A 14,140-nucleotide genomic window follows, 5' to 3' on the forward strand; every position below is an offset into this window, starting at 1 on the left:
AACTTTATAAGGCTTAATAAAGAGCATTAGGGCTCTATTTGAATGTACATAGAACATTTCTGAGAAAAAAGCTTTTTTGATAAAAACTATATATGCTTTTTTCAACAGAAAGTAGAAAACCGTAGCTTAATTTATATAATTGCCTCAAGATTTTTATGATAACATTAAAAAGAAAGATTTTTACAGAATACCACAAAATGAGCAGGGTTGAAAGTTGAGCTATCAGGACGCTTCTCAGATGAAGTGCATATATTGGTATAACGTATTGTTATAAAAAGAGAATTTGGAAATAAAAAATATATTTCAGCACTGATGGAAGAAATAGATAGATGAGGCAGGAGAAAACTTATAATTTAATTCCTCTTAATTCAGTAAGCGATAATAGCAATTAGGAGGAGGGCATTATGGCTTATCTAAAAGCTATTTTTACTGGGGTGCATGAGCTAAAATGGCGATAATTCTGATGGAAGAAACACATTTCATCTACTGGAAGATTGTATTAGTTTATAAATAGCAGAGCTCTAGGGTTTGCAAGATCATTTTGGTTTGGAAATCGTTGGTATGATAGGTGGGAGTTCAATGATCAACTGTCATTACTTAAACTATATTTTAGACAGAGCACTTATAGATGCAAAATTGTATTTAGCGCATCAGAAATGGCAAAGCAAACAATGCAGTTTCTTCAAAAATTTATCAATAGAGTACAAATGATTGAATATCCTGTTGCTAATAAATAGCGCAACAATAGTATGAATTTAGATAATTTTATGAACCATGTATTCTATAAATGCTAGGAAAAAATAGCTTTATAGAGCAAGCTCTGTTTCTATTGGAAACAATATTACACAAAGGAACTTTTGGAATAGGGATAATTTGCGTGCATTTTTAAGAGAATTATGAGCTTGTCTGCATGAGATGTCACAAAACCATGGCTATAGTGAAGAGCCATTGATGTTTCAATTCATGCTGCATTTTATAAGATTAGGATTCACGTTTTAATCTTTGAAAAATGTCGAAAAAGAAAAACGTTTTTTAAGAATAAAATTTTTTTACACAGTATACATCAATATAAACATGTATGGCTATTATGTGATAAATTTTCTTCTAGAAGGGGAATATTATTTGGATAATATGCTCTCTTTGATTGGTGATCTTTTGTGTTAAAAGATATAGGTGAGGTGCGATGGATTATTTTTATGTTGTGGAGAAGGATTGATGAGTTTGTTTCGTTGTATTGGCCGTTCTGCCTTATTTATGTTGGATCCAGAGCAAGCACACTGTTTAGCGATTCTCGGGCTGAAAAGTGGATTAAATGGCTGTCAAAAGGTTATCGATAAACGTTTGTGTGTAACTGTTGCTGGGCTTGAGTTTGAAAATTTTATTGGTCTCGCAGCGGGGTTTGATAAAAATGCAGAGGTTGTGGATGGTATTTTTCGTTTAGGATTTGGTTTTACTGAAATTGGGACAGTGACACCAAAGCCTCAGATTGGAAATCCTAAACCACGGCTTTTTCGTTTAAAAGAAGATGAAGCGATTATTAATAGAATGGGCTTTAATAATGACGGACATCAAGTTGTTTACAACAGATTGCGCGCGTGTAAAAAAACTGGTGTTGTAGGAGTTAACATTGGAGCTAATAAGGATACGGTCGATAAGATTGATGATTATACTGTTGGTATTGCTCATTTTTATGATGTTGCTGATTATTTTACGGTTAATATTTCTTCTCCTAATACACCAGGTTTACGTGATTTACAGTCCCGTGACAGTTTGCATCTTTTGTTGAGTGCAGTTTCGCAAGCGCGAAAGGAGCAAGAGAAAAAGCATGGATTTTCCATTCCCATTTTTTTAAAAATTGCTCCAGATTTATCAGAGAAAGAATTGGATGATATTGCAGAAGAAATAAAACTTTCTGATTTTGATGGACTGATTGTTTCCAATACAACTCTTTCACGCCAAGGTCTTAGCAATAGTCACCTCAGTAATGAAGAGGGGGGGCTTTCTGGACGTCCACTTTTTGAGCGTTCTACTATTGTGCTTGCAAAAATGCGTCAAAAATTAGGGAAGGAGATTGCAATTATTGGTGTTGGCGGTGTAAAGGACGCACAAACCGCTTTGGAAAAAGTAAAAGCTGGTGCAGATTTAATTCAATTATATAGTGGGATGGTTTATGAAGGTCCAAATCTTGCTATAACTATTCTGCAAGAGATTTTGCAGATGATGCAACAAGACGGTGTTGATAACATAAAAGGCTATCGTGATCACAGTCTTGAGCGTTGGGCAAAATTTCCTTTGTAAAAACGCTTTTTTCTTCACAAAAAATTGCGAGATTTTTTTAAAGGGGCTTGCAAACTTTGTTGATTTTCCTTATGTCACATAAGCATAAGAATAAATGTTTACGAAATCGTGAACAGTTATGATACATTTTCTTTTTATGCGGTTGTAGCTCAGTTGGTTAGAGCGCTGGTTTGTGGCACCAGAGGTCGTAGGTTCAAATCCCACCAACCGTACCATTTATCTTGTTACAACTTTTCTAATTCTTATTTTTGGCGTTTTGTGAGGCGGTTAAAAGCCGTGCTTGGCGGGCTTTTTTGCGTGTGAGCCGTCACGGAGCAGAGACCTTGCGCGGATGATTTTCCTCAAATTTTGCCCAAAACGGAATGATACGATCAATAATCGCTTGAAATATAAACGGGTTAACTAAATCTATAATTCTGATTGCAATTGCAACAATAAATATCTCTATCAGTATATTTATATACTTTTAGTATATTTTGTAAACTAAGAGAATCTTATTCGACTTTCATTATTATTGCTCATAATATAAACCATTAAGTTTAAACACATAAAATAAGTAAGTAAGCATAAATTTACTAAAATATGACATATTTTTGACACAATACTCTTGATTTTGTCAACTATATATTATAAATGCGAACTTGCATGAAAATGCATTCATATCTCCAGGGGTGTTTCGGTGGTTGATTATGGGTAGGCCATTCTGGCGCGGGGACATAAGTAACCTTGGGGGGGGTATCTATACACTAAATTGGAGAAAATAAATGAGATTTTCAAGTAGTTCGTACGATTATTGCAGTGCCGATAATTTTAGTAGCAAATATAACTCTGGTAGTGCGTTTGGTAGCAAGCATGGTGGTAAGGTTGGCCTTGCGAGTGGTTTTTTCCTAGGATGGGCAGCGGGGCGTAATCCTATGACTGGCATGGCCGTAGCAAGCTTTGGGCAAGCTGTAGGCAATGAATTCGGAGACACCATAGGCGGTTATGCTGGTTATGGTGTGGCTGCTGCCCAGTGTGGCACACAGTTGTTGGGTCAATCTTTTGCTAATTCAGGTGGTGGGATGTTGATGCACTTTTGATGTAGTTCTTTGGGTTATCCTAAAGCCTAGAATGGTGGTACTGTAAAAGGTGCCACCTTTATGTTTAGAATATTACACAGGAGGAGCTATGGGCGAGTTTAGTATAGTGCTCGTTTATTTTTGTCTGTGGTTTGGCATGTTGTATCTATTCCTCAAAACTATTGCTATTAATGGAAAAAGCATGTTAGGCAGGGAGAACATAGTTGCATTCATAGTGGCGGCATTGGTTATTCCTCCTCTCATTTATGCCTTTGAGTATTTTGAGTATATAGTCAGTGTGCCGATAACATCTTCTCATGTTGCTATAATTATGTTCTTTCTTTCTTTTTGCATTGAATTTATACCCAATATAGTAAACAATATAAAATGCTTTAGTTTGGCCATTATCGCAAGTTGCCCCATTTTTTTCATCGCAGCTGGTTTTATTGTTATGAGTGATGACGTTCTGTTAGATTTTTTTGATCTGCAGCTTTCGAGCTATATTTATCTGCTTTTCATTATTCCGTTGATGATAGGGGGGGCTCGCTATGTCCTAATTGCTAAAGCTTTGAAGGAAAAATCTATGTCAGTGCTAGATTTAAGCATTTGTATTGGCTGTGGGTTTGCCATAGGCATCTTTTTTGTGTCATCACTGCTTTTATCAGACCTTCGAGAAATCTATCAACAGATAGGTTTTGCAAACAGGGAGGCAGTGAAAAAAATGTTTGATTATGCGGTGTTTGGTTTTGCTATTCTAACGGGCCAAGTTTTTTTGACATTTTTGATGGTTCTCTTTGTTACTACAAAGAAATATTATTGGTTGGTCCTTGATGTTCTTGCAGAGCTGTTTTTTAGCCTCTTTGTTTCTTATTATGTAGCGTTTGTTCATACAGATGATGACTATAGAATGGTTAGAAATTGGATTTGTTTGATGTTTGTTGTTTATGTGTACGCGCGTTACATTAAATCAAAGAATGTGAAGCTTAGCGTGATTAACCCGTTTAAAAAGAAAACTGAGTGAGAAGACAGGAGGCTATAGTTCTTTGGGTTATCCTAAAGCCTAGAGCAGCCAACCCAGGAGGGGCAGTTTCTGGAGCAATAGTAGGCGGGGTCCCGTGGCGCAGCCGCGGGTATTGCTAAAGCTGGTTGGGATTGTGCTCGCTCTAAGTGGTGAAATTGTTGTTTGACCTGGCTTTTTTAACAAGGTAAAGGCCTTGCTAAGGGGTACACTATCAGCCTCTTAGCAGGGAGTTTTTCTCCCGCAATAATATCTTGGTATGCTTGGGAGGGCAAGGCGCTTTAAGGAAATTATATGTCTGACTTAATTTTTGGAATGCTGCTTAGTTTTGGGATAAGTTCCAGCCCTCGTCTCCTTAAAAACAATGGCTTGTTGGGCGAGCGCGTCATTTTAGGGGGGCTAGCTGGCCTTTCCTGCGCTATCATCTTCGCTTATCCACATAGTGAAAGTGGGCTTACAGACTTATCTTTGCTTTTGGTATGTTATCTTGGCATGCTTTTAATTCTGTACGAGCACTACTTATATAAATATTTAGTTCTTGGATTCTGTGGTGCAGTTGCTGCCTTGTGTATTGGGGCAGGTTTTGTATATTTGAGCTCTTTGTTGCCATTGCCTGCTTTGTCTGCTGCTAATAATAGCCAGCAGCAGGTGGTGCATTACATGAGTTTGGTTGCTGCAAACTATCCCTTTTTTATCCTTTTGATATCAGTTTTAACTGCGGAGCTTTTGCGTTTGTGGTTGCTTCGCGTATATAAGTCAGAATTAGCTGCGCGTGAGATCCTTTATTTTGGGCTGGGCTGGGGTGTTCTAGACTTATGCTATAAGACCCTCCCAGCTCTTTTTCTTTACTTGAATTACCGTGTTGATAGGGCGCCACAAATGGTGGGCTATGTCGCATTTGAATCTTGTCCACAAGCGATCAGCTATCTTATTGCCGCGGGCATGATTGTATTGATGCATGTTGTAAATACGCGTTTTATGTATCTTGGTTTCCAAGATAAGCGCAAGGTCTATTCCTATCTGCCTTTTGTAATTCATTTTGCGGTTGGTCTTTTGTTTATGTTTGACATTTCTTCAGGCTATGCAATATTAATAAATTCTATTTTTGAGGCTTGCAATAATGCTTGACAAATTGACATTATCTGTTATCGGCGCCGTTTTTTGTCTGGTGCTGATTATTTTTCCTTTGATGAAGAAAAAAACATTGGTTGAACATTTGGTTTTCTTGCTCGTTGTTTTGTGTCTTGTTTTTCTTTATGTTTATGGCGCTACGAGTTATTTTCCTTATTATGTTTTGGCGCTTTCGCTTATATTGGGGTACCGCTGGTTACTCTCTTTGGTTAAAACGTTTAAAGGCACGAAGGCGATTATTGGGTCAAGCGCTGGTTGTTATGTGCTTTTGATTTTTTTTCTATACGGCTTTATGCGTATGATAGGCAGTTTGATTTTAGATTTTTCTGCTTATAGTACGCCTAATATTGTTTTTGCTGTTGGTCTATTCCCTATAGGCATGGCGATTATGCAGTTTTTTTTGCTCTCTCATTGGGTGGCAGAAGATAATGGCAATGGTGTAGAGGCAGCACTGGGCGTGGGAATGGGGATTTGGGGGGCTGCTATAGGGCTTGCACTGCTTACATCTCTACCAGAAGCTGTGAAAATCCTAAAAGGGGCTTTTAGTCTTGATAGGGACGCCTTACTTTCTTTACTTGAGACGGTAATATATTATACGTTTATTATAGGTCTGAATCTTTTATCAACTTTTTTAATTCTTGTGGTTTGCCTTGACAAGAAATGGCGTTTTTTTGTTCTTATCCTGCTTTTACAATGCTTGGCGGCTTGGGCGCGCTTTTCATGGCGGGCCGCTGAGCCAGAACTTCTTGCAATTGGGCATTATACAATCGCTACTATTCTTATGTTTGCTCTTATGCGGCAAATTTATGATTTTGTGCAAGACAGATTATCCATGAAGAAAAATAGCAGTTACGCTTTAGTAAATGAGGGGGCATAATAATGTTGGTTTTATTTATTACTTCGCTTCTCGCAGGCCTTATTTATGGCGCTGTCATTTATAATTTTTTTCGCTCTACATTTAGTTGGATAAATGTGCTGTTGAGCGGCATAGTTTTTGGGGTGATTGTTCTGTTAGTATGGCGTTACTCGGAAACAGAACATAAACTTGATGCCTTACGTTTACTGCAAGTGCTTGGCGTTGTTTTTCTTCTATGTGTGTTTCATCATTTTCTGAAGTTCAAATTGGTTGTCGCTGGTGCTGTGGGATGGTTTGTTGCTAGCTGCATTGCTGGCGGGTTTATTGCTTTTTGGAAGCAATCTGTAATAAAAACGCTTTATATGATGAGTATTGTTGAAACCAAGAGTCGTGCAGAGCAGGGGCTGGCGCTTGTTTTTTTATTTTTAACATTTACGGTTTTTTTTGTTGTAGCAGAAGAAGCTATGCGTCGTTGGTTAGTTACTAAGTTTTATCGGTGCTCGCCTAGTTTTTTGTGGCGTTTGCCGCTGAATATTGGCATAGGCTGGGGTTTATGCGAATTAGTTCATAAGGCGCTAGGGCCTTTCCTTGTTTATAATGGTTGGCCTATTCGATCTAGCTTATTAGCCAATGAGTATGTAATTTTTTATTCCTGGACGCAAGCGAGTATTTTTTTGTGTGCTTTAATGAGCGTCATACTCATGCATATTTTCAATACATGCTTGGCGTATCGTGGTGTTGTTACGCGCTCTAAATTTTATGCGTGTGCGCCTTTTTTTGTCCACGCTATTGTTAACTGTTTCGGTGCAACAGTGCTGGTTACAGAGAAGGTTTGGTTTAATGTTGGGGGCAGCTTGTTTATTCTACTTTGTGTGATGTTGTTCGTATATTTTGAAAGCAAAAATCCTTTAATACAAAACATAAAATTGCGCGCTTAAAGTGTTGTAGAGTGATGAATAACTTTGCGTACTCTAAGTATGGCTAGAGAGCCTGATACGCGCTTTCTGTTCTGCAAAAAAATAGAGAAGGTTAGCACCGACGTAACGCGTCCAGTACCAAGAGCGACGTCATTTCTGTACTAATTGGGGGGAGGGTGTGCCACTGGCCACGCGCATATGGGAGTTTGCAAATATGCTATCATGTAACTTTCTAGTGTTCTCCTTTCTATTATCCTCCATGAGATTGAAGATGGGAATCTTGAGGCGGCGGTAACGCATTATTGCAAAGACAAACCCTGGCCAAGGTTTGGTCACCCGATTATGCAACGGGATGTCCGGGTTGATTTCTTTTTTTCACGCTTTCAGGTGCCTATGCGCCCCTTCAGTTCGCTTGCGCGATCTATTTTGGACAATACAGGACTGCAACCCAATGTCGATTTTCTAATTGCAAGCATCATGAGCAAACATGGGGCTGCTTCTGAGCTGGGATTGTTGGCTTTTTTCGTTTGTCATATGCCGATACTTCTCGCGCACTATCAAGCGCGGTTTAGTGCCATTCCTTCGGTTTATCATCAAAGGATTTAAGAGAAAAATATAAAAAGGTCCCCCAATCATGGCTATGAAGCATCGCACCGAGCCAAATTTCTTGGGTATATGTCAGAGTATCACTTTAACCGCACCGATGCGTGCTTGCGGGCAAATCGATATTTCTCACTGGGATTTAGCCCATAACTATTTGAAACAGGGCTTGTTACTCGAAGCCTTGCATCAGTTTTCAGTTCGATTCGCCACCGTGGTGGCTAAAAACTCGGATCTTACTTATCGCTATCTCCCTGTTATGGTTGAACAGTTTTTCTCTACCGCCCATTTTGATAGCGATCGGTTGCGCGTTGAAGGACATATTGAACGCATTAATGAGGCCTACCGTATTCACTGTAAGGTCAGCCCATACGGCAATGGCAGGGCCGTTATTGCGCAGGCAATCATCATGGTCAGTAAGGTCTGCTTCCTTAGCTCGTGTTCTGAGAAAGCCGCTCTTCCATTACTAGGCGATTTATGTAAGATTTCCTCCGTAACCGGAGATTCTTGTACTTTTTCCTTTAATGCGCATCACCCGCTTTTTGAGGAACATTTCCCCTCCCGCGCCGTATGTCCTGGTTCACTATTGATTGAGATGGTTCTGGCTTTGTCCACGCAGGGTAGGGCGAAAAATATCGCATCTGTTGCGCTGAAAAAAGTAAAGTTCATTGAAGCAGTTTATCCGAGAGATACCTATCAGTTGACCATTAAACAGGATACAAAGTGTGAACTGGGTGGCGTTTTTTATATTCATACGGAAACTAAAAAACGAAGCACTTGCGGTAAGTTTTCTATCAAATATAAAAAGGAGGATGCGCCATGTTTAACATAATAATCTCTTTTCTTCCGTGGAGTATTTACTCCTGGGTTATCAATGGAAACGTTTTAACTCTGGTCGAACGCTCTCTCATCTTGACTGTGCTTTTATTGTTCATTATTGCTCTGAATATTAAAATTATCCGACAGGGAGAACCCGTGATGATTACGAACATTCTGACATTTATTGTCCTGTTTGTTAATTATTTCGCTGGATGGTCTACACTTTTACTGAAATACCCCACAGTTTTTTGCTATCTGTCACTTGCTCTGGTTTCATTGATGAGCTTGCTGGTAAAGAAACCCTTTACCATTTTTTATGCTCCTGCTGGTGTTTCTGAAGAAAAACGCAAACATATCCTCTTTTATCTCATCAATAAATATATTACATGGATTTGGGTAATCATCTTTTTTGCCAATGGTCTTCTAGTGGCTTTTTTTGCATGGACCCCCCAGATTTGGTTGGTCACTATGAGTTTAATTTGTGTTGGTATTCTTTTTTCTAAATATCTTCCTAACATCATACAATATTTTTATCGCGTCAAACATCATGGAGCATAATATGTCATTGTTTAACATTCTGACTGGAACCCCTTTATGGGCCTGGATTTTACTTATTTTTCTCATCGCGAGGGGAATAATCGCATTGAAAGATAGGGAAATGAAGGTTTACCGCCTTTTTCTATTGCCGATAATCTTTCTTTTTTTGGGCGCAAGCGATGTGATTAACCAGCTGGTGTTCCCGCGCTGGGGAGCAATCTCAATGTTGGCGGGGCTGATGATCGGCGTTGGCGTTGGCTGGTTGCTCTGGCATGCCACTCCGCGTTTAAAAATCAAAGAGGGAACGGATTTAATTATTCTGCCTGGTACGCGGTTGACGCTGACATTTATTCTTATCGCTTTTGTCATCAAATTCACATTGATTGCTTTTCTCAAGATTGAACCTGATTTGAGATATGCATTTGATTTTAACCTTCTTTTTGGTCTTTTAAGTGGGTTCACTGGTGGTGTGTTTTGGGGCAGCACATTAAATTTATATATAGCATTTCGAAAGAATTCAAATTAATCCCTATACCATTAGCTGTGGGTGCTTCCCATTAGAACTATCTCAATAGAAGCTTATTCCTAACAACAACGCTGCATACAAATGCAGCGTTGCCTCGTAGTTTCAGATTTTTTTATCCCAGCGCGTGAATAGGTGAGGGAAGTGATATATCTGACTATGCCCCCTTGGGGGAAGAGCGAGCCTAAAGGTTTAGAATGCTATGAGTTTGAGCTAGCTGAACTTTGAGCAGATGGTTTATCGCTCATGGGAAATCATTTTGTTTTACGATTCAAAAAGAGGATAGTGATGGTCTCATTGGCGTAGGTGGGCAAGAAAACTGTTAGCTTGGCAATGCCGTCAACAATTTGTAGAACTATGTTGTGGAACCCATACGCAAAGCGGTTGCTATGATGGCATGATGCTTTTGTCAAGCATTATGATATGGGGTAGGAACCGATGTTTAAGGATGCAACTGCAGTCACTGTACGATCCAGTAGCATTACGTTTGAGTATTTAGGAGCGGTAGACTCTGTACAGGCTATGCGTACAATATGTGAAGCACGCTTGTGGGAATCAGTGTGTCATTATTGTGTTGTGCATGCAACCCTCTAGCGAGTACTTCATTGGTAAGGCTGTTTTTTGAAGCTGGTTGTAATTATCTGTGTGTTTTTAAAGAGAACGTTAGCACCGATGTATCGCGTGCAGTACCGTTTTCCTTTATAAAACTATTCTCATTTCTTTTGTTTCTTTAAGAAATCTGCACTTCTCAGCCTTTTTTGCATATGATCGATAACGTAGCTCAAGTTCCTTGAGACAGTGAATTTTTTTCTCTTTTTGCTAAAAATGCCCAAACCATCTTATTTAGTCGAGACTTCGTTTAAGAAGGGATCTTCTAAATTTATTATTTTTTTCAATAGGATATAAATTTCTCGTTTTGGGTGCGCGGTAGACTTATAGCAGTAACAAGCTTAGGCGTATAGTTAGCAGATACCGTCATTATTGAGGAGTTTATTTAAATTGTGTTTGATCGATTGAGGTATACAGAAAAACGTGATCAATAAGCTTAGGTTTATTGGTTCTAAGCGTGGAGGGGGTTGAGCTATCCAATGCAAAAGAATAAATTGTTTTTTTGCGCTGAGCGTTGGTTATTTTTCGACATAATTGCATTTTGGTCTAACTTTGTGAACACACACTATTTCTGACTAATCGAGGAAATAGAACATTCATGTGTTGAGAGGATTAGACAATGAGTTGTAAGCAATTAGAGCAAGAAATAGCCACTGTAAAGTATACGTCAATGCAGGAGTCCAAAGCTTATGGCACACTTATTTCAGTGACGATTATTTAGGCTAAACGCATCATGTGCTTGTGGTGCCAAAAGGCTATCAATATGAGGGAAAGATTTACAAAAGCTTGAAAGCTATTGCCAAGCATATTACCGACATCAATTGGAATGGCTATTTATTTTTTGTCCTTTTAAGGCGTGGATGAGAGGATGACAGGGGACAAGAAAGGTGCTTAAACAAGCGATAAAATCAATACGCGGTGCTATATATAGACGTAAATTCACCGAAGAAGGCTTAGAGCAAGAGTTTAGCTCACTGGACGACAAAAAGAAGCAGGCGAAAGCTTTGTTAAAGCTTATTGTCATGAAGGTTGGCAATTAATACCAACGTTGCTGATAATGTAAAAATCATGCCGCAATATATTTAAGGAGCGAGTGCAAGAGATTAATACATTCCTATGGCAGATTATAAAAGCATGGTTTGCACATGAGCCTAATTATATGATTGATAAGGCAACACAAATCATTCAGGGACAAAATGATAAGAGCTATATTTTGTTATGAATCTGGCGCACAGTATAAAACCTATAAAGGTAAAGCGTTTTATGGCATGGGGGAGGATTTTCAACATGCTGTCGGGCGTTTGAGGGTGTTCTTACTCTCCGTAAAAGGTATTTTAACAAATCTTGCTTGCACGGACAAGGGAGAACTAGCAGTGGATGCCGATATAATCCCTTGTGAAATTGGTTTTTATTGCGTCGAAATAAATGATGAAGAAATTTATGTTTTAATTGACAGTGATAGTACTTGTATGTGCTTGACCAAGCCACATGTGACGCAATTTTTAAATTACCCATGGTGGCATGTCATCAAATTGACGATACAGTTTTTCGATTTGTCAGAAATATGACAATGCTAAAATATAGACATATTTTGGATGTGTTTGTGCCAATTGATAAGCTTACTGATAATGTTTGTAAGTGCCATAATAGCACACAAGAAAAAATATAAAATCGCCGCATGTGGTAATGCGAATTGATCTAGCTGACTTGCGTAAGTAAAAAGAAATAAAACAAGCACAAGAAACTTTAAAAAATAAAGAGAACAGCTTATACGACACTTTTCATGAAAGTAAATTTGCAGAGGATATAGAAATAAATAGGATAAAAGGAATTGCGACGTACAAAAGAAATATTCATAGACATATTTTATACTAAGCGTAACGGAGAAGCGCAAAGATGAGTATAATAGCAGGTGAAGATAAAATAGAGGGCATGAGTCAAAGTCCAGTTAATCCAGACATAGAAAAGTTAAAAGCAGCCTTTCCGCAATGTTTTTCTGAGGGAAAGCTCAATATAGATCAGCTTCTTAATCTATGCGGCGAATATATTGATAATGATTTTGAGAAGTTCAAATTTGAATGGAAGGGCAAAGGAGCAAGTTTAAAGCTTGCTCAAAAGCCTTCATTTGCGACATTGCGCCCGAAACGCGAGGAGAGCGTAAACTTTGATAATACACATAATCTTTATATTAAGGGCGATAATCTTGAAGTGTTAAAACTTATCCAGCGGGCTTATTTTGGCCAAGTGAAGATGATCTATATAGACCCGCCCTATAATACGGGGAATGATTTTATCTATTGTGATGATTTTAAAGACCCGCTTGCGCGCTATAAAGAAGTGACGAGCCAAACGACAAAATCGAATCCTGAGACAATGGGGCGGTTTCACACTGCGTGGCTCAATATGATCTATCCGCGCTTGCGTTTGGCACAGACTTTATTGCGTGACGATGGGGTGATTTTTATCTCAATAGATGATCATGAAGTTCATAATTTGCGCAAAGTATGTGATGAAGTGTTTGGCGAAGAGAATTTTGTTGCGCAGCTGGTGTGGAGGAAACGCACTGGTGCTAATGATGCGCAAAACAATGTAAGTACAGACCATGATTACATTTTGTGTTATAGTCGCAGGCACACTGTTTTTAGTGGAGTACAAAAGAGTTTTGCAAATTATACCAACCCCGATAATGACCCGCGCGGGCCTTGGATGGCTGATAATTTGACATGCAATAAAACAGCATCAGAGCGGCCAAATCTTAATTACCCGATTACTGATCCACAAACGGGTGTAGTTTACCAGTGTAATCCCAATCGTGTATGGGCTTATGAAAAAGGACGAATGGCAAACATCATCAAAGAAGGCAAGGTGATCTTCCCAAAAAACGGACAAGGTACGCCTACTTATAAACGTCATCAAACAGAAGTTAAATCTCAAACTAAACCATTTAGTACAATGCTTGAAACAGATATGAATTTTATAGCGACCAAACAATTACGAGAACTTTTAGGCGGCCAATTTTTTGATTATCCCAAGGGTGTGAGTCTTATAAAGCAATTGATTGAACAGACGACCAGTGACAACGACATCATTTTCGATTTTTTCGCTGGCTCTAGTACAACAGCGCATGCAGTGATGGCTTTGAATGCCGAAGATGGTGGTAATCGCAAATTCATCATGGTGCAATTGCCTGAATTATGTGATGAAAAGAGCGAAGCCTATAAAGCTGGTTATAAAACTATCTGCGATATAGGTATTGAACGTATTCGCCGCGCTGGTGCACAAATCAAGCAAAAGCATGAAGCAGAACTCACAAGTGAGCAGCCTCTAGACACCGGATTTCGCGTTCTAGAGCTCGATAGTTCCAACTTTTCCATATGGGACGATAGCCCGATTGATCCGAATGCACTTGATGTTAAAGAACAATTGCAAATGCGCTTGGATCATATTTTGCAGGGGGTGAATCCCGAGCGCTCTCATCAAGATATTATCTTCGAGATCATACTTAAATATGGTTGGCCACTGGATTTAAAAATTTACCCTTTACCAATCAATGGCAAAAAATTCTATTATATAGGCGAGAGCGAAGGCGATGTCTTGGTAATTATAGCCATAGACCCGCCCTTTGAACCCGAAGATGCGGAAGAGATGATAAAGTATTTGCCTGTAAAAATCGTAGCGCTTGATGCGGCCTTTAAAAGTGATGAGGCGCTTATTAATTGCGACTTTATCTTTAAAGACAATGAAGTAAGTTTTGATAAAATTTAAACTATAGAG

Annotated in this window: 14 protein-coding genes and 1 tRNA gene; all 15 read left to right on the forward strand. The window is 38.9% G+C overall.

Features of this window, described 5'->3' with window-relative positions:
- Positions 1 to 1,215: 1,215 nt before the first annotated feature.
- The 15 genes from ACFIKY_RS00070 (at position 1,216) to ACFIKY_RS00140 (ending at position 14,131) form a co-directional block, all read left to right on the forward strand.
- Complete coding sequence (locus ACFIKY_RS00070; RefSeq protein WP_375635820.1) at positions 1,216 to 2,298, forward strand: quinone-dependent dihydroorotate dehydrogenase; 1,083 nt, start codon at positions 1,216 to 1,218, stop codon at positions 2,296 to 2,298.
- 138 nt (positions 2,299 to 2,436) lie between these two features.
- Positions 2,437 to 2,513 (forward strand) — tRNA-His (locus tag ACFIKY_RS00075).
- Positions 2,514 to 3,062: 549 nt separating this feature from the next.
- Entirely contained in the window at positions 3,063 to 3,377 is a 315-nt protein-coding gene (locus ACFIKY_RS00080) for a hypothetical protein (RefSeq protein WP_375661259.1), read from the forward strand.
- A gap of 88 nt (positions 3,378 to 3,465) precedes the next feature.
- The gene (locus ACFIKY_RS00085) at positions 3,466 to 4,377 is read left to right on the forward strand and encodes a hypothetical protein (RefSeq protein ID WP_375652819.1); all 912 of its coding nucleotides are present in this window, start codon (positions 3,466 to 3,468) and stop codon (positions 4,375 to 4,377) included.
- Between the two features lie 291 nt (positions 4,378 to 4,668).
- Positions 4,669 to 5,502: a hypothetical protein gene (locus ACFIKY_RS00090; RefSeq protein WP_375661260.1), complete on the forward strand. Its 834-nt coding sequence runs from the start codon at positions 4,669 to 4,671 to the stop codon at positions 5,500 to 5,502.
- Positions 5,495 to 6,382, forward strand: a complete 888-nt coding sequence (locus tag ACFIKY_RS00095) for a hypothetical protein (protein ID WP_375661261.1) — start codon at positions 5,495 to 5,497, stop codon at positions 6,380 to 6,382. The genes ACFIKY_RS00090 and ACFIKY_RS00095 overlap by 8 nt, the downstream gene beginning before the upstream one ends.
- Before the next feature lie 2 nt (positions 6,383 to 6,384).
- Positions 6,385 to 7,299, forward strand: a complete 915-nt coding sequence (locus ACFIKY_RS00100) for a hypothetical protein (RefSeq protein WP_375647176.1) — start codon at positions 6,385 to 6,387, stop codon at positions 7,297 to 7,299.
- Between the two features lie 321 nt (positions 7,300 to 7,620).
- Positions 7,621 to 7,884 (forward strand): hypothetical protein, encoded by a 264-nt coding sequence (locus tag ACFIKY_RS00105; protein ID WP_375661262.1) that lies wholly within the window; start codon positions 7,621 to 7,623, stop codon positions 7,882 to 7,884.
- A gap of 28 nt (positions 7,885 to 7,912) precedes the next feature.
- The gene (locus ACFIKY_RS00110) at positions 7,913 to 8,710 is read left to right on the forward strand and encodes a beta-hydroxyacyl-ACP dehydratase (protein ID WP_375635813.1); all 798 of its coding nucleotides are present in this window, start codon (positions 7,913 to 7,915) and stop codon (positions 8,708 to 8,710) included.
- Positions 8,711 to 8,856: 146 nt separating this feature from the next.
- Complete coding sequence (locus tag ACFIKY_RS00115) at positions 8,857 to 9,255, forward strand: hypothetical protein (RefSeq protein ID WP_375652821.1); 399 nt, start codon at positions 8,857 to 8,859, stop codon at positions 9,253 to 9,255.
- A 1-nt stretch (position 9,256) separates the two neighbouring features.
- Positions 9,257 to 9,760: a hypothetical protein gene (locus ACFIKY_RS00120; RefSeq protein WP_375661263.1), complete on the forward strand. Its 504-nt coding sequence runs from the start codon at positions 9,257 to 9,259 to the stop codon at positions 9,758 to 9,760.
- Positions 9,761 to 10,195: 435 nt separating this feature from the next.
- A complete protein-coding gene (locus ACFIKY_RS00125; protein WP_155914960.1) occupies positions 10,196 to 10,351 on the forward strand; it encodes a hypothetical protein in 156 nt (51 codons plus the stop codon).
- A gap of 750 nt (positions 10,352 to 11,101) precedes the next feature.
- On the forward strand, positions 11,102 to 11,230 hold the full coding sequence (locus ACFIKY_RS00130) for a DUF2924 domain-containing protein (RefSeq protein WP_081429731.1): 129 nt from the start codon (positions 11,102 to 11,104) through the stop codon (positions 11,228 to 11,230).
- Between the two features lie 332 nt (positions 11,231 to 11,562).
- Entirely contained in the window at positions 11,563 to 11,934 is a 372-nt protein-coding gene (locus tag ACFIKY_RS00135) for a hypothetical protein (protein WP_375638743.1), read from the forward strand.
- Between the two features lie 328 nt (positions 11,935 to 12,262).
- Entirely contained in the window at positions 12,263 to 14,131 is a 1,869-nt protein-coding gene (locus ACFIKY_RS00140; protein ID WP_375661264.1) for a site-specific DNA-methyltransferase, read from the forward strand.
- Positions 14,132 to 14,140 lie beyond the last annotated feature (9 nt).

The sequence above is a fragment of the Bartonella sp. CR127HXZ genome (genome assembly GCF_042194555.1).
Lineage (GTDB): Bacteria > Pseudomonadota > Alphaproteobacteria > Rhizobiales > Rhizobiaceae > Bartonella > Bartonella grahamii.